This is a genomic window from Roseibium algae, from assembly GCF_037783265.1.
Taxonomy (GTDB): Bacteria; Pseudomonadota; Alphaproteobacteria; order Rhizobiales; family Stappiaceae; genus Roseibium; species Roseibium algae.
The window spans coordinates 1-15,140 of record NZ_JBAKIA010000015.1 but is presented as its reverse complement, the minus strand read 5'-3'; the positions used below and the strand labels follow the sequence as shown (position 1 = coordinate 15,140).

At 55.4% G+C, this 15,140-nt stretch carries 16 protein-coding genes and 1 pseudogene; 6 read left to right on the top strand and 11 right to left on the bottom strand.

What is annotated here, in order from left to right:
• The first annotated feature begins 58 nt into the window (after positions 1–58).
• Positions 59–355, top strand: coding sequence for a hypothetical protein (locus V6575_RS18300; RefSeq protein ID WP_340276387.1), 297 nt, complete (start codon positions 59–61; stop codon positions 353–355).
• 97 nt (positions 356–452) lie between these two features.
• On the opposite strand, the gene pobA is transcribed toward V6575_RS18300, so the two are convergent.
• The 9 genes from pobA to pcaD form a co-directional block, all read right to left on the bottom strand.
• Positions 453–1,625, bottom strand: a complete 1,173-nt coding sequence (pobA, locus tag V6575_RS18295) for a 4-hydroxybenzoate 3-monooxygenase (RefSeq protein WP_340276386.1) — start codon at positions 1,623–1,625, stop codon at positions 453–455.
• Between the two features lie 154 nt (positions 1,626–1,779).
• A complete protein-coding gene (pcaB, locus tag V6575_RS18290; RefSeq protein ID WP_340276385.1) occupies positions 1,780–3,120 on the bottom strand; it encodes a 3-carboxy-cis,cis-muconate cycloisomerase in 1,341 nt (446 codons plus the stop codon).
• Positions 3,121–3,123: 3 nt separating this feature from the next.
• Complete coding sequence (gene pcaF, locus V6575_RS18285; protein ID WP_340276383.1) at positions 3,124–4,329, bottom strand: 3-oxoadipyl-CoA thiolase; 1,206 nt, start codon at positions 4,327–4,329, stop codon at positions 3,124–3,126.
• Positions 4,330–4,337: 8 nt separating this feature from the next.
• Positions 4,338–5,114: a CoA-transferase subunit beta gene (locus V6575_RS18280; RefSeq protein ID WP_340276382.1), complete on the bottom strand. Its 777-nt coding sequence runs from the start codon at positions 5,112–5,114 to the stop codon at positions 4,338–4,340.
• 11 nt (positions 5,115–5,125) lie between these two features.
• Positions 5,126–5,983, bottom strand: coding sequence for a CoA transferase subunit A (locus V6575_RS18275; protein WP_340276381.1), 858 nt, complete (start codon positions 5,981–5,983; stop codon positions 5,126–5,128).
• Positions 5,984–6,059: 76 nt separating this feature from the next.
• Positions 6,060–6,686 carry a protocatechuate 3,4-dioxygenase subunit alpha gene (gene pcaG / locus V6575_RS18270; RefSeq protein WP_340276380.1) on the bottom strand — a complete coding sequence of 209 codons (627 nt, stop codon included), beginning with the start codon at positions 6,684–6,686 and terminating at the stop codon, positions 6,060–6,062.
• Positions 6,687–6,689: 3 nt separating this feature from the next.
• A complete protein-coding gene (gene pcaH / locus V6575_RS18265; protein ID WP_340276378.1) occupies positions 6,690–7,448 on the bottom strand; it encodes a protocatechuate 3,4-dioxygenase subunit beta in 759 nt (252 codons plus the stop codon).
• Between the two features lie 65 nt (positions 7,449–7,513).
• The gene (gene pcaC, locus V6575_RS18260) at positions 7,514–7,903 is read right to left on the bottom strand and encodes a 4-carboxymuconolactone decarboxylase (RefSeq protein ID WP_340276377.1); all 390 of its coding nucleotides are present in this window, start codon (positions 7,901–7,903) and stop codon (positions 7,514–7,516) included.
• Complete coding sequence (gene pcaD / locus V6575_RS18255; RefSeq protein WP_340276375.1) at positions 7,896–8,690, bottom strand: 3-oxoadipate enol-lactonase; 795 nt, start codon at positions 8,688–8,690, stop codon at positions 7,896–7,898. The genes pcaC and pcaD overlap by 8 nt, the downstream gene beginning before the upstream one ends.
• A gap of 106 nt (positions 8,691–8,796) precedes the next feature.
• Here pcaD and pcaQ point away from each other — a divergent pair, with 106 nt between their 5' ends.
• The 5 genes from pcaQ (at position 8,797) to V6575_RS18230 (ending at position 14,266) form a co-directional block, all read left to right on the top strand.
• Positions 8,797–9,723 carry a pca operon transcription factor PcaQ gene (pcaQ, locus tag V6575_RS18250; RefSeq protein ID WP_340276374.1) on the top strand — a complete coding sequence of 309 codons (927 nt, stop codon included), beginning with the start codon at positions 8,797–8,799 and terminating at the stop codon, positions 9,721–9,723.
• Between the two features lie 197 nt (positions 9,724–9,920).
• A complete protein-coding gene (locus V6575_RS18245) occupies positions 9,921–10,949 on the top strand; it encodes a TRAP transporter substrate-binding protein (RefSeq protein WP_340276372.1) in 1,029 nt (342 codons plus the stop codon).
• Positions 10,950–11,034: 85 nt separating this feature from the next.
• Complete coding sequence (locus tag V6575_RS18240) at positions 11,035–11,532, top strand: TRAP transporter small permease (protein WP_340276370.1); 498 nt, start codon at positions 11,035–11,037, stop codon at positions 11,530–11,532.
• Positions 11,525–12,913, top strand: a complete 1,389-nt coding sequence (locus tag V6575_RS18235) for a TRAP transporter large permease (RefSeq protein WP_340276368.1) — start codon at positions 11,525–11,527, stop codon at positions 12,911–12,913. The genes V6575_RS18240 and V6575_RS18235 overlap by 8 nt, the downstream gene beginning before the upstream one ends.
• 192 nt (positions 12,914–13,105) lie before the next feature.
• Positions 13,106–14,266 carry an MFS transporter gene (locus V6575_RS18230; RefSeq protein WP_340276367.1) on the top strand — a complete coding sequence of 387 codons (1,161 nt, stop codon included), beginning with the start codon at positions 13,106–13,108 and terminating at the stop codon, positions 14,264–14,266.
• Between the two features lie 29 nt (positions 14,267–14,295).
• Here the strand turns inward: V6575_RS18230 and V6575_RS18225 are convergent, their stop codons facing one another.
• Positions 14,296–14,418, bottom strand: a complete 123-nt coding sequence (locus V6575_RS18225) for a hypothetical protein (protein ID WP_340276366.1) — start codon at positions 14,416–14,418, stop codon at positions 14,296–14,298.
• Positions 14,419–14,439: 21 nt separating this feature from the next.
• Positions 14,440–15,140 (bottom strand): annotated as a pseudogene (locus V6575_RS18220) (IS3 family transposase); the annotation flags it as partial.

Here is a 15,140-nt window from a genome sequence, read left to right as displayed (position 1 = left end):
GGTTCTGTAAAATTTTATACGACTCATTATTATTAACGATTTGTTAATTTGGTGGGGCTTGAAAACAATGAAATTATCCGGTCGTTACTTTTACATTTATGCATTCACAGCCTTTATATTTGGCTTTGCATTTATGGTCGGGCTTAACACGTCAGCTGCGACACGTGGCATGAAAGCCTTGTCCGAAGATGCATCAGAACTGGTTGAGATGACCAATAGAGCAGCTAGAGCGGCTGATTTCGGGGATGTATCCGAAGTTATTTTAACTTTGCATGCAGCCAGTCTGTTTATGCCGTCGGCCTTGTTCGCGTCTGTTAGAAAGGAATTGCGCAAGGTTTCCAGAGGGATGCGCTGAGTCTCTTTGCGATTCAAGGCCTTAGAATCAGAAACGCCCCGGAGCGATACATCGCTGCCGGGGCGTTTCCTTCGGGGTGTTCTTTTTGTTCGATGACTCAGTAAGGCAGACCCACGTAGTTCTCGGCCAAGCCAATTTGGGCAGCGCGTGAACTGGCGAGATATTCCATTTCGGCGCGTTGCATTCTCGCATTGAACGGACCAAGTTCCGGGAACTGATGCAATAGGGATGTCATCCACCAGGAGAAGCGTTCTGCCTTCCAGATCCGGGCAAGGGCCTTGTTTGAATAATCGTCGATCCCGGCAGATGATTTTTCACCGTAATATTCGATCAAGGCATTCGACAGATAGTGAATGTCTGAGGCTGCCAGATTGAGCCCCTTCGCGCCGGTCGGTGGCACGATATGCCCGGCATCGCCAGCTAGCATCATCCGGCCAAACCGCAAAGGCTCGGCAACGAAACTGCGCAAGGGGGCAACAGACTTCTCAATCGACGGGCCGGTCTCCATCTTGTCAGCGGCCTCCTCGCCCAGCCGGATTTTCAGTTCATCCCAGATGGCATCATCGGACCAGCTCTTCGGATCCGTTCCTGTTGGAACCTGAATATAATACCGGCTCAAGCTGTTTGAGCGCATGGAGGCAAGGGCAAAGCCATTTGCGTGGTTCGCGTAGATCAACTCGTGATCGACAGGCTTGACGTAAGACAGAATACCGAGCCAGCCGAACGGATAGATTTTCTCATATTCGGTAATGGCATCATCGGGAACGGCAGCACGGGATGCGCCATGATAACCGTCGCAGCCGCAAATAAAGTCGCAGGAGATTTCCCGGGTCAGACCGTCTTTTTCATAGGTGACCTTGGGGTGGTCAGTGTCAAAATCCAGCGGTGTGACCTTGCCTGTTTCATAAATCACTTTGGCGCCGCGTGCCGTATGGGCATCCATCAGGTCGCGTGTGACTTCGGTCTGGCCATAGACCATGACATGCTTGCCACCGGTCAGATTTTTCAGATCAATCCGCAGGCGTGTTTCGCCAACATGAAGAGCAACGCCGTCGTGGGGCAGGCCGTCCTTGTGCAGGCGCTCGCTGACACCAGCGCGTTCCAGCATCTTGACCATGCCCTGTTCCAGCACACCGGCGCGAATGCGTGACAGCACATAGTCCGGTGACCTTCGTTCAAGAACAACACATTCAACACCGGCCAAATGCAGCAGCTGCGACAAAAGAAGACCCGAAGGCCCTGCGCCGATAATGACGACCTGTGTGCGCACGAATGATCCTCCCAGATTGTATTCAGTATTTGGGAGGAATTTTAGGCCTGGTGTCGAAAAACGGAATGGATCATCCGATGGAAGACTTGGACATTTTGAACAGAATGAAATTATCGCAACTTGAATCACTCTATGAAAGTTAGGATTCAATTTCTCAAGACTTCGCCTTAAGCGATTCAAATGTCTCAAGAACCCGGTCAATCATCTGATCGCTTGCGCCCATATGTTGACCTGGATCCTTCAAGGCTTGCCAATCAACAGGGGCATCGCCAGCCTCAGCCAGAACGTCAAACAAGTGCAATCCGGAGATTGTGACGATCTTGCACGCTTCTTTCACCATGGCCTGAGCCTCCGGGCGCGGCATGTGCTTGGCCAGGGCGAAGGTCGCAGCTTCTGCCAGCATCAAGCCTTTCGAGTCTACAATGGTTTCGCGCATGACTTCCGTGTTGACCTCGAGCGAGCCGAGCAGGCGGTTGGCATGGGCAAGGGACGCTCCGGTGGCAACAACCATCTGCGGTAGCGTGAGCCATTCCAAGGTCCAGTTGGCACCAGACCTTTCATGTTCTTGCAATGCAGCTTGATGCAGGGTTCCAAGTAGTCCTGCGTTCTGGCGGGCCAATGCAATCAGAGCCTCCGCACCGACCGGGTTGACTTTGTTCGGCATTGTCGAAGATCCACCACCGCCGCCGAGCCGCACTTCTGCGACTTCATTCTGCGACAGCAAAATCAAATCCGTGCCAATCTTGCCGAGGGTGGCGGTGACGAGAGACAGCCATCCTGCATAATCGTCGAGGCCGTCGCGCATGGTGTGCCAAGGCGCTGGCGAGACACTCAGGCCAAGCCGCTCGGCCAGGCATGATTCCACATCCAGCGCATGTGCACCAAGGGCAGCAAGATTGCCCGACGCGCCGCCGAATGACAGCAGCAATACTCGGGACCGGATACCTTCAAGGCGCTCAAGATGTCGAAGTAATGCAGACAGCCAGACAGCTGCTTTCAAGCCAAAACTGGTCGGGGTTGCCTGCTGCATACGCGTACGCGCTGCAATGGGCGTTTCACGATGCAGATCAGCGAGATCAGCGATTTGCTCTGCAAGTTCAAACAGAGCTGTTTCATGAAGCTTGATGGCTTGTTTGAGGCGCAAGACCAGACCGGTGTCATAAATGTCCTGACTGGTCGCCCCCCAATGCACGAAACGGGCATGGTCCGGATCGATGGCTTTGCGAAGCTCTGCAACCAGTGCAGGGACGGGCACACCGTCCCGCGCTGTACCGCTCGCCAGCGTTGCTGGATCAATGACAAGGCTGTTGCAGGCCTCGGAAATACCGTGAGCAGCTTCAGCGGGCAGGAGACTGCAATCGGCCTCCGCCAGTGCGAGAGCGCCTTCGACTTCCAGCATCGCCCGTATGATCGCATCATCCCCAAAGAGGCCAGCAGTGTCGGGGTCGGTCAGGAGTGATCCTGTGATCAGGCTGTCGAAGGCGGTCAAGCTCATGATTTATGCAGTCTCCAGCGCAATCGAAATGCCTTGGCCAACGCCAATGCACATGGTTGCGAGCGCCAATTTGCCACCGCGTTTTTTCAACTCAAGCGCGGCCGTGCCGGTGATCCGGGCTCCAGAGGCTCCCAGAGGATGACCGAGCGCGATGGCACCACCATTCGGGTTGATGTACTCAGCTGTCTCATCAAGGCCGAGATCGCGCAAGACTGCAATCCCTTGTGAGGCAAAAGCTTCGTTCAGCTCGATGACATCGAAGTCTTTGGGGGAAATGCCAAGCTTTTCGCACAGCTTGCGTGTCGCCGGTGCCGGACCAATGCCCATGATGCGTGGTGGTACGCCTGCCGATGCACCGCCAACAACACGTGCAATTGGCGTCAGCCCGTATTTGCGAACAGCTTCTTCAGACGCGATGATCAATGCGGCTGCACCATCATTCACCCCAGAGGCATTGCCTGCAGTCACAGAGCCACCTTCGCGGAAAGGTGCTCGCAATTTGGCCAGCGCTTCCAGAGTGGTTTGAGGGCGCAGGTGTTCGTCCTTGTCGATGATGATCGGGTCACCCTTGCGCTGTGGAATGGTGACCGCAACGATTTCCTCGTCCAAACGACCGCTTTCCTGTGCTTTGGCAGCTTTCTGCTGGGAGCGGAAGGCAAAGGCGTCCTGATCTTCACGGGAGATCTTGAAGTCTTCGGCGACATTTTCGCCGGTTTCCGGCATGGAATCGACGCCATATTGTTTCTTCATCAAGGGATTGATGAAGCGCCAGCCGATGGTCGTGTCTTCGATCGAGTTGGCACGGGAGAACGCCGTTTCAGCTTTGGGCATGACAAAAGGTGCGCGGGACATGTTTTCAACGCCACCAGCAATCATCAGATCGCATTGCCCGGAGATGATCGCCCGCGATGCTGTGATGATAGCGTCCATGCCGGAGCCACAAAGCCGGTTCATGGTGGTGCCTGGAACCGTTTCCGGCAGACCTGCCAGAAGCGCCGACATGCGGGCCACGTTGCGGTTGTCTTCGCCCGCCTGATTGGCACAGCCGTAGATGACTTCATCAACAGCCCCCCAATCTACATTGGTATTACGTTCCATTAAGGCTTCGATTGGGATCGCACCAAGATCGTCTGCCCGGACTGAGGAGAGAGAGCCGGCGAAGCGGCCAAAGGGTGTGCGGATGTAGTCGCAGATAAAAGCGGGTTTCATGGGTTTTATTATCCTAGCTGGCCTTCGTGGGCTGCCTTGGTGCGGGCGTGCAGTTCGCGCAGAACCTGAAGTTCCTCGGCATTCGGAACCGGGGTCTCGGTTATTGTCTCAGCGAACTTTGCTTTCCAGCCAACGGTTTCCTGAATTTGGTCACGGGTCACGCCCGGATGCAGGGAGGTCACCGTGAATTCCTTGCTGACCGGGTCGGGCTCCCAAATTGCCAGATCAGTGATCAGGCGAGTTGGTCCCTTGGTTGTCACGCCATGGTCTGCGCGGTCTGTGCCGCCGGTTCCATGACCAAGGGATGTGATGAAATCGAGCTTTTCAACAAAGCCACGAAGGGATTGCTTCATGGTGATGAAGATCTCGCCGCAGGAAATGGCGATTTCCGGTGCGCCGCCGCCGCCAGGCAGGCGAACCTTTGGCTTGTAATAGTCTCCGACGATTGTCGTGTTGATATTGCCGAATTTATCCAGTTGGGCACCGCCCAGGAACCCGACGGTGATTCGCCCGCCCTGGAGCCAGTAACGGAACATTTCCGGTACGGAGACTGTGTTGAGGGCCGTGTCACACAATTCGCCATCACCAATGGACAGCGGCAGGACAGTTGGCGCTGTTCCAATGGTGCCACTTTCATAAATCAGCGTAATGTCAGGCGCGTGGGTCAGGCGGGCAAGATTGCAGGCGGCCGATGGCGCGCCAATGCCAACGAAACAGACATCGTCATTTGTCAGCGCGCGCGCAGCGGCAACGGTCATCATTTCAGTCGGGGTGAAATCACTCATGTCCGCTCTCCTCAGCCTTGCGTTTTCAAGTGGGCGACGCGGGACGCAAAGACGTCCGGTGTCTGGTTGAGCACATGTTCGCTCATCCAGGCGGTGAATGTATCGCGTTCGGTTGCGACCTTGTCCCACTCGATATAGGCGCCATTGTCGCGGCCGTAATAGCCTTGCGTATAGGACGGATGCGCGCCGCCGGGCACGACAGCGATCGATGTCACTGTCCAGGATGGCAGAACCGTTGCGTTGGGCGAAATGCCGTCAAAGTCATCGACGATCTCTTCAACCGTCACAATGGAGCGTTTGGAGGCCAAAACAGCCTCTTTTTGAACCCCTGTGATGCCTTCCAGAAAGACATCGCCCTTGCGGTTGGCTTTCAGGGCATGGATCACGGCAACATCCGGGCGAAGGGCAGGGACCGCCGCCAGCTCTTCACCGGTGAAGGGGCAGTTGATGTACTTGATGTTCGGATTGACCCGCGTCAGCTCTGCGCCGCGATAGCCTCGGAAAATGGCGCAGGGCAGGCCCGCAGCACCCGCTTCATAAGCGTTCGCCATGGCAGCGTGGCTGTGTTCTTCGATCTCAAGCTGATGCGGCCAGCCGTTTTCCAATGCATCGCGGAACCGGCGCAGGAGGCCAACGCCTGGGTTTCCTGCAAAAGAGAAGATCATCTTCTTCACGCAGCCCATCCCGATCAGCTGATCGTAGATCATGTCCGGGGTCATCCGCATCACGGTCAGGTCCTTGCGGCCCTGCCTGATTGTTTCATGAGCGGCTGCGTGGGGGATCAGATGGGTGAAACCTTCAAAGGCAACGCTGTCGCCGTCTTTCAGGTTGTCGGCGACCGCATCGGCCAAGGACTGAAATTTCGCCATGGTTCCTATCTCGTTGGTCTCAATAAACGACCCGCGTTGAAGGCGCGGGTCGAGGGGAATTTAAAGATGGGCTGCATCAGACGTCCAGGAAGACAGTCTCATGCTCGCCCTGAAGGTGAATGTCGAACAGGTAGACGATTTTGCCGTCCCGCTCCGTTCGCTTGGCAATCAGCGTTTCGCGGCGGCCGTCCTGCTCGATCAGGTTCAGTACCGGGTCACTTGCATTGGCATTGGTCTCATCTGAGAAATAGACCCGCGTTTGCAGGCCGATGTTGATACCGCGCGAAACGATCCAAAGGCTGATATGCGGTGCCTGAACTTTGCCGTTTCGCCCCGGAACTGCGCCCGGTTTGATGGTCTCAAGGACATAAACCCCAGTGTCAAAATCGGAGCAAATGCGACCCCATCCGCGAAAGTCTTCTTCGAGGGGCTTTTGCTGGGTGTCTTCAGGATGATTGTATTTGCCATCGGAATTGGCCTGCCAGCTTTCCAGCATAACATCGCGCAAGGGCGTGCCTGTGCCGTCAATCACACGTCCCTCGATTTTGATGCGTTCACCCTTGGTGTTCGGGCCAGCAACCACATTCGAAAAATTGTTCTCAAAAATGTTGAAGCCGGCATAGGCCGGTGCCAATCCGATGTGGACATAAGGGCCTGCCGTCTGGCTGGCGGTTTCCCTCATATAATTCAGCGGCTGGACCATGGATCAGTTTCCTTCCAGACGGTTTTCAAAAAGAGTCGATCGACGCCCGCGCAACACGATATCAAACTTGTAAGCCCGTGAATCCAGAGGAATGCTGGAATTCAGGTCCATTGGAGCGATCAGGCTCTTGATGGCTTCTTCATCCGGGATCGTCTTGATGATCGGGCAGATATCGATCAGCGGATCCCCTTCAAAATACATCTGGGTGATTAAACGTTGGCTGAAAGATGGACCGAAGATCGATAGGTGAATGTGAGCAGGCCGCCAGCTGTTGACGTAATTGCGCCAAGGGTAGGGGCCTGGCTTGATTGTGCGGAAGAAATAATAGCCATCCTCATCGCTCAAACATCGACCGCACCCGCCAAAATTTGGGTCGACCGGAGCCAGATAGGCGTCTTTCTTGTGGCGATAGCGACCACCTGCATTGGCTTGCCAGGCTTCCACAAGAGTATGGGGAACGCCTTTGCCGCTTTCATCCATAATCCGGCCATGAACGATGATGCGTTGGCCGATAGCTTCACCGCCCTGCTCGTAGTTGCGGATCATATCGTGATCAAGTGGGCCCAGTTCATTGTGATTGAACTTCGGTCCGGTGATCTCGGACAGGGATTGCTCAATGGACAGCAACGCCTTTTGGGGCGAACGCCCCACGGACGTTTTGTAAATCGGCGTGTAAGCGGGCGGATGCATGTCCCGGTTCCGCTGGAAATACTCTCCTGGCGTCCGGCTGATATGATCCACATTTGCACGTTCGGTGGTCATGGGTTTCTCCCGATAGCTAGATGCGGCCTGCGCATCCCCTCGCACCTCTCCTCAGAAGTGGAAGCTCATTCCGTCATTCCTGATAGAGTGTCCTTGGCGATTTTTATGGCGGTGTTGGCAGCAGGCACGCCGCCGTAAATCGCCACATGCATCAAGACTTCGCGGATATCTTCTGCACTTGCACCAGTATTTGCCGTGGCGCGGATATGCATGGCGAGTTCTTCGCTGTGTCCAAGGGCTGCCAGCAGGGCAATGGTGATCATGGAGCGCTCGCGCTTGGTCAGTGTCTCGTCAGACCAGACCGTGCTCCAGGCACTCTCTGTGATCAGCGTTTGAAAGTCCTTGTCGAAGTCGGTCATGTTGGCGCTGGCACGGTCGACATGGGCATCGCCCAGCACTTCACGCCGTGTTTTCATGCCTTTGTCATAGCGGGAACCCGAGGCGCGATCAGACAAGTTTGTTCTCCTGGATAAAATCGGTTAGGGCCGTGACCAACGCATCTGGACATTCGATGCAGGGCAGGTGGCCAGCCCCTTCGATCTGCACGTAGCGGGAACCTGTAATGAGGTTCGCCGTTGCCTGAACCAGTTCAGGTGTCGTCGCGCCGTCATTGGTGCCGCAAAGGCAAAGGGTCGGTAGCGACAATTGGGCGGTTTGCTCGGTGAAGTCAGTGTCGCGGATGGCAGCGCAAGTGCCCAGATAACCCTGTTTGGGTGTTCGGGTCAGCATGGCACGCCAGCCAACTAGTTCTTCTGGGCGGGAGCATCGGAAGGCGTCGGAGAACCAACGCTCGAGGATCGGATCGGCCAGAGCCTCAATGCCGCCCTTGTCTATGGCTTCCATGCGCCCTTGCCACATGTCGGCTGTTCCGATCTTGGCAGCTGTGTCACACAGCACCAGTGCCCGGACCAGATCCGGTCTGTGGATCGCGATGCCCTGAGCTATTTGTCCACCGACTGAAAGGCCAACAAGAATGACAGACTTTAACTTCAGGCCATCAAGCAGAGAAGACAGATCGTCGATATGATCGGACATGGCGTAGGGCGCATCGGGCGCGTCGCTCAGGCCATGGCCACGTGTGTCATAGCGAACCAATCGGAATTGGCCTGATAGCCGGGCAGCAACCCTGTCCCAGGAGCGAAAGTCGGTTCCAAGACTGTTGGAGAAGACAATGACGGGAAGATCCGCTTCACCGGTGTCCGCATAATGCAATGCCAGGCCATTTGCCCTGATCATGTCCATTTGCGCGTTTCCTCCATCGCCTTTTGTTGAATTGCATATTTAACTCTTTGAACGGTTATGTAAAATGAGAAATTGAGAGATAAAAATAACTTTTAGGAATGGCGCAATGATCGATGCACGGGTGAAATATCGGCATGTCCAATGCTTCATGGAGGTGTCGCGCCGCCGAAGTCTCGTGAAAGCTGCTGATGCTCTTTCCATCACGCAGCCGGCTGTTTCCAAAACGCTGAAGGAGCTGGAAGAAATTCTTGAGGTCCGGCTGTTTGAGCGCAGTCGTAAAGGTGTGACGCTGACTCAGTTTGGCGAGGTTTTTCATCATTACGCAGGGGCAAGCCTTGCGGCCTTGAAGCAGGGGCTGGACAGTGTGGCTCAAGCGCGAATGTCGGGAGAGTCCTATCTCAACGTCGGTGTTCTACCAAGTGTGGCAGCGCGGATCGTACCGGATGCAGTTCAGGCCTTTCAGGCCGAGAGCGTTGAGACGACGCTGACGTTGATCACCGGGCCGAATACTTTTTTGCTCAGTCGCCTGAGGGTGGGGGAGCTGGATCTTGTTGTTGGTCGGCTGGCCGAACCAGAACAGATGGCAGGGCTTTCATTTTCCTATCTCTATTCGGAAAGCGTCTCTTTCGCAGTTCGCAAAGGGCATCCGCTGTTGCAGGAAGACAGCTACGATTTAAGCCGTATTGCAGACTTTCCGGTGCTGTATCCCACAAAGGAGGCCATCATTCGTCCCTATATAGAAAGGCTTCTGATTGCCCATGGGGTCACGCGGCTGCCGAAGAGGGTGGAAACGATCTCCAATTCTTTTGGGCGGACATATACTCTGGATACGGATGCTGTCTGGATTATCTCCAGTGGCGTTGTTGCTCGGGACATTGCTGCGGGTGAGTTGTTTGAACTGCCTTTGGAAACAGCCGAGACAACAGGCCCGGTTGGCCTCACGACCCGAGCAGACGCCGCCCCAACACCTGCTTTGTTGATGTTCCAGAGCACGCTAAGGGCATCGGCTGAAAAGAAGTCCGCTCTCCTATAAGTCTGCCATAGGCCTGAATAAACGCTCCAGGATGTATAACCATTTCATATGTTTCCCTGATGAGTGCTTATTTTACATAACGAACCATATGCAATAGCGTCCATCCTACGTGTTCCAAAGGGATGGAGGGCGGGTCGCGAAGACGATCTTGCATCCTAGTTTTGCAGCACCGCGCATATCTATCGGGAGGTTTTGATATGAAACGTATTCTTTCTGTGGCAGCAGGCATAGCAGCTGCTTCATTGCTGGTGGCATCCGCCAGCGCTCAAGAAGTCACCTTGACACTGCATCATCTACTCGGGCCAAAAGCGCCAGCACAGACCAAGATGCTGGAGCCTTGGGCAAAGAGCATCGAGGAAGCCTCGGATGGACGTATCAAGGTGGATATTTTTCCATCCATGTCCCTGGGTGGTAAGCCGCCTGAATTGTACCGTCAGGTTCGTGATGGCGTTGTTGACGTCGTCTGGACCGTGCTTGGCTACACACCGGGCGTATTTCCGCGCACCGAAGTATTTGAATTGCCAGGCGTTCACCTGGGCTCGGCTCGTGAAACAACCATGGCCATCGCAGATTCCTACGACATGGTTGCGGAAGATTTCAAGGATGTGAAGCCTATCCTGATCCACACCCATGGCGGTCAGGCTATTCACATGGTCGAAAAGCCTGTGCGGTCACCTGACGATTTGGTTGGCCAGAAGTTGCGGACGCCATCGCGGACCGGAGGGTGGATCATTGAAGCGCTGGGCGCTGAGCCTGTCGGCATGCCGGTTCCGGCCCTGCCTCAGGCCTTGTCCAAGGGCGTCGTTGCAGGAACTCTGGTTCCCTTTGAGATTTTTAGGCCCTTGAAGCTTCATGAGCTGACAAAATACAGCACCGAAGGGCCTGGAGGGCGTCGTTTCGGGACCTCGACCTTCATGATCGCCATGAACCTTGATCGCTACAACTCTCTTCCTGATGACTTGAAGAAAGTGATCGACGATCATTCGATGGGCAACATTGCCGAGACCTACGGCCAAGTTTGGGATGATGCAGAAGCTGACGGAAAGGGACTTCGCCGCGAAACCGGCGAGTTGATCGAGTTGGACGACAGCGAAATGGCAGCGTTTGATGTCAAAATGGCGCCAGTCGTTGACCGTTGGATCGAAGAAGCCAACAGCAATGGCCTTGATGGCACCGCTATGGTTGAAGCTGCCAAGGCAGCGGTCGCCAAACAGCACGGCAATTAAAGCTCTCCGATAAGAAACACCAGGACGAACGGCGCGTATGTGCCGTTCGTCGTTTTGTGATTTGGCCGAACGCCGGGATAGAAAAATGTATTCACTGTTGCAGCGCGTGATCAATTTCTGGGCCCTTCTGGGAGGGGCTTTGGTGATTGCAATTGTCTTCGTGACAGCCGTGAATGTGGGGGCCTTCATTCTGGATGGCCTTCTCAAGCCCTATGGCATCTATGTCGCGGCTCTGCCTGGCTATGAGGATTTCGTTAGCCTGGCGATCAGTGTCGCCGCACTGAGTTTCTTTCCCTATTGCCAGATGAAGCGCGGGCATGTCTCTGTCGAGCTGTTTGTGCAGGCGTTTCCCACTTGGTTGCAGACGATCCTGGACCGTGCCTGGCTTCTGCTGACAGTCGTTTTGGCTGTTTTCCTGGGTTACTGGATGTGGGTTGGCATGCTGGAAACACGCGCTGATCATAATATGACTGCGGTTCTGGGGTGGGTCGAATGGCCATGGTATTTCCCGGGCATTGTCTCAATGGGGCTATGGGCGCTGGTGTGCATGGCTCAAGTCCTTGGAGGCAAATCTCATGGGTGAAATGGAATTCATCGGCATCGCCGGTCTCGCCATTCTGTTCTTTCTTCTGGCGCTTCGCATGCCCGTTGGCCTTGCCATGCTGCTTGTCGGTGTCGGCGGCACATATGCGCTATCGCTGGCCGTGCCTTATGTGCGTTTTCTGCCCTATTTGAAGCAATTCAAATCGCTGCTCTGGTCCAACATGGCGAATTACGATCTGTCCGTGGTGCCGTTGTTTGTCCTGATGGGGTATCTTGCCAGTCAGGCTAATTTGAGCCGTGATCTGTTCCGGGGCATGAACGCCCTGATGGGCCGGTTCCGCGGCGGCGTCGCCATGTCCGCTATTGGCGCTTGTGCCGGTTTTGGCGCGGTCTGCGGATCTTCGCTTGCCACCGCCTCGACCATGGGCCGGGTTGCCCTGCCTGAACTGCGCAGGTTGAACTATTCGCCAAGACTGGCCACCGGCGCACTGGCCGCAGGCGGCACGCTGGGCATTCTCATTCCGCCGTCGGTCGCTCTGGTGATCTATGCGGTGATTGTCGAAGCGTCCATTATCGAGATGTTTCGGGCGGCCATCATTCCGGGCCTGATTGCGGTTGTCTTCTTCATCGGCGTCATTGCACTGCTTGTGCGCTGGAAACCGGATCTGGCACCGGCGACCTCCAGTATGGACAAGCAGGAGCGGCGCACGGCCTTGCTGCGCCTGATCCCGGTTCTGTTGATTTTCGGTTCGATCATCTTTGGCCTGGGCATTGGATTGTTCACCCCGACGCCCGCTGCTGGCGTCGGCGTTTTTGCGATCCTGGCCTATGGCTTTGCCCAAAGGCTCTGGGGCGACGAGGGGTTGAATATCCTGGGCGTCAAGACTGCCCTGCTGGAGACGGCTGTCACCAGCGGGATGATCTATTTTATCCTGTTTGGCGCAGAAGTCCTGAAGGGGTTTTTCACCCGCGCCGGATTGCCCTCTGCGATGGCCGAATGGGCCGGCACAAGTGGGATGGACCCCTGGCTGATCCTGATTGCCATGCTGCTGATCCTGGTGTTGCTGGGTTGCTTTATGGAATCCCTGGCGATGATCCTTGTCGTAGTGCCGTTCTTCTGGCCGGTCCTGATCGACCTGAATGGTGGCGACTACGCAACAGCGGCGACGTCGACCTTCGGCATGGGCGTGGATGACCTGAAGATCTGGTTCGGCATATTGGCCTTGATTGTGGTCGAGCTCGGCCTGATCACGCCACCGGTTGGCCTGAATGTCTTTATCATCAACGCTCTGGCCAAGGATGTGCCGATGTCCGAGACGTTCCGCGGTGTTATTCCCTTCGTTCTGATTGAACTCGTCCGCATCGGTCTTATTCTGGCATTTCCCATCCTCGTCCTCTTCATGCCGACGTTATTGGGGTAACGAAAGGGGGATCTGAGGCTGTTTTTTAATGCTAGGGGGCATTGAGGAGCAGCCGGGGCGTTTCATGCTAAAGATGCGGATGGTTGGCGAATGAGGGGCGTTTCTTCTTTATGTGGTGAATTACGCCTTGAAGAAATTTTCATCAGGAAACATAACGCTTATTCTTGATTTCATTCAAAATATTGCGGGCAAATGCCACAGAGCCTTTCAACGAATAAACTGACGTTGCTTCTCACTTTGGGCATTATCGTGATGGGATCCAATTCTCTCCTGTTGAGCCCGATCCTGCGAGATGTTGCGGGGGATCTCAGAACATCTCCGGTTGTCGTTGCATGGGTGATTTCTGCTTTTGGAGCGGCAACTGCAGTATCATCTTTTTTCTTCGGCGGCGTGATCGATAAATTGGGGTATCGTCGGGTTCTCTTGGGCGGGGCCACGATCATGGCACTCTCCCTGATTGGCTGTTCTGTGAGTACGGCATGGTACTGGCTGGCGCTGTGTCAGGCTGTGATCGGCCTGTGCGTGGGAGTGATGCTGCCAGCTGTCTATGCCGCTGCAACCTCGAATGCCCCGCTCGGCGAGGGCGCGCGCGTTCTGGGGCGGGTCATCAGCGGGTGGGGGATTGCGCTTGTCTTGGGCGTGCCATCCTCAGCGTTCCTGAGTGACCTGTTCGGTTGGAGGGCGACTTTTGCCATACTGGCAGCGCTAACCGCCCTGTCATTGGTCGGGTTTTTCCAATTGCCCAGGCAGTCAGCCGTTCGTTCTCAGACAGCGCCGGTGTCGCCCTTCCGCGCGCTCAAAATTCCCGGTGTGCTCCCACTGCTTGTTATCTGCTTGAGCTATATGACAGCGTTCTACGGCCTTTATGCGTTTCTTGGAGACCATCTGCGCTCGGTACTTGATCTGACCGCAGGGCAGGCCGGGATTGTGGTTCTGGGGTATGGCGCAGGATTTGTCTTGGCCAGCTTTGCGGATGCCGCGATTGATCGGATTGGAACGCGCAAGACGTTCCCCACCACACTCGCGCTGCTCGCCGGTGTTTATCTTCTTCTGGTCCCAGCAACCCAGAATTATCTTTCAGCTATCTTGATCGCGGCTGTCTGGGGTTTTGTGAACCACATCGCGATCAATTTGATCGTTCTTCTTCTGTCGCAGCGGGATAAAACCGCCCGGGGAGCCTTGATGGGTCTCCAGACCGCAGCAACCTATACGTCTGTCTTTTTGGGACCTCTTTTAATGGGCGCGTTTTATCCGCTCGGGTTTCATCTTGTAGCTGGTGCGGCCGCGGTTCTGCTTGCCTTTTCGGCCATTGTCGCCTGGAAGTTTTGCGCGGCTGTGGATGGTGTTCGCTAGCAGCGCAAACAGCCAGCATTTGCATGCGCTCAGGAAAAGCGCTTGGCTCCGGCAACGCAGGCTACAACAACCAATGTACTGGCGATCATTGTCCAGACGATGGGTTCTTGCAGCACAAGCGCTGCCAACATGAAGCCGCTGATCGGCCCCATCAGATTGGTCCACTTTGAAAGTTAGTGCATGCTTGGCCTTTGGTCCATCAGAACGATGGTTTCAGGAGTCGGCGGGCGGTAACCCAATGCCCAGTTTCCGGGGCACTATGAGGTCGTTTTGTGTTGTCGTGTTTTCTCCAGCTTTCGATGATGACTTGAGCCTCCCGCAGAGATGTGAATATCTCTCCGTTCAACAGTTCATCGCGCAAGCGCGCATTGAAGCTTTCACAGTATCCGTTCTCCCAGGGCGAGCCTGGTTCGATGTAGGCGGTTCGGGCTCCAACGGCCTTGATCCAGTCCCTGACTGCCTGAGCAACGAACTCATCCGTTGTCTGACCTAATGTAAGCAGGTACGCCCCGGAGAATGAACAGGTCCGTCAGAGCATCAATCACCTCGGTCGAGTTCAGCTTTCGCTTCACACGGATCGCGAGACATTCCCGGCTGTATTCGTCCAGGATGTTCAAGGCCCTGAATGCTTTTCCGTCCTCGGTGCGGTGATGAACGAAGTCGTAAGACCAGACCTGATTGCGATGCAGTGTGCGCAAACGCACACATGATCCCTCGTTCAGCCATAACCGCCGCCTCTTGGTCTGCTTCATTGGAACCTTCAGCCCCTCGTGTCGCCACAAGCGCTCGACACGCTTGTCGTTCACCTGCCAGCCTGCCTCTCTCAGCAAAGCTGCAACCCGGCGATAACCGTACCGGCCATACTGGCGGGTCA

What these genes read in the sequence shown, in the direction of transcription:
- pcaQ (WP_340276374.1), top strand. Translation starts at nt 8,797, where the DNA reads ATGATCGATGCACGGGTGAAATATCGGCATGTCCAATGCTTCATGGAG.
- pcaH (WP_340276378.1), bottom strand. Translation starts at nt 7,448, where the DNA reads ATGACCACCGAACGTGCAAATGTGGATCATATCAGCCGGACGCCAGGA.
- V6575_RS18280 (WP_340276382.1), bottom strand. Translation starts at nt 5,114, where the DNA reads ATGAGTGATTTCACCCCGACTGAAATGATGACCGTTGCCGCTGCGCGC.
- V6575_RS18230 (WP_340276367.1), top strand. Translation starts at nt 13,106, where the DNA reads ATGCCACAGAGCCTTTCAACGAATAAACTGACGTTGCTTCTCACTTTG.
- pcaB (WP_340276385.1), bottom strand. Translation starts at nt 3,120, where the DNA reads ATGAGCTTGACCGCCTTCGACAGCCTGATCACAGGATCACTCCTGACC.
- pcaD (WP_340276375.1), bottom strand. Translation starts at nt 8,690, where the DNA reads ATGGACATGATCAGGGCAAATGGCCTGGCATTGCATTATGCGGACACC.
- V6575_RS18240 (WP_340276370.1), top strand. Translation starts at nt 11,035, where the DNA reads ATGTATTCACTGTTGCAGCGCGTGATCAATTTCTGGGCCCTTCTGGGA.
- V6575_RS18245 (WP_340276372.1), top strand. Translation starts at nt 9,921, where the DNA reads ATGAAACGTATTCTTTCTGTGGCAGCAGGCATAGCAGCTGCTTCATTG.
- V6575_RS18235 (WP_340276368.1), top strand. Translation starts at nt 11,525, where the DNA reads ATGGGTGAAATGGAATTCATCGGCATCGCCGGTCTCGCCATTCTGTTC.
- pcaG (WP_340276380.1), bottom strand. Translation starts at nt 6,686, where the DNA reads ATGGTCCAGCCGCTGAATTATATGAGGGAAACCGCCAGCCAGACGGCA.
- V6575_RS18225 (WP_340276366.1), bottom strand. Translation starts at nt 14,418, where the DNA reads ATGGGGCCGATCAGCGGCTTCATGTTGGCAGCGCTTGTGCTGCAAGAA.
- V6575_RS18275 (WP_340276381.1), bottom strand. Translation starts at nt 5,983, where the DNA reads ATGGCGAAATTTCAGTCCTTGGCCGATGCGGTCGCCGACAACCTGAAA.
- pcaF (WP_340276383.1), bottom strand. Translation starts at nt 4,329, where the DNA reads ATGAAACCCGCTTTTATCTGCGACTACATCCGCACACCCTTTGGCCGC.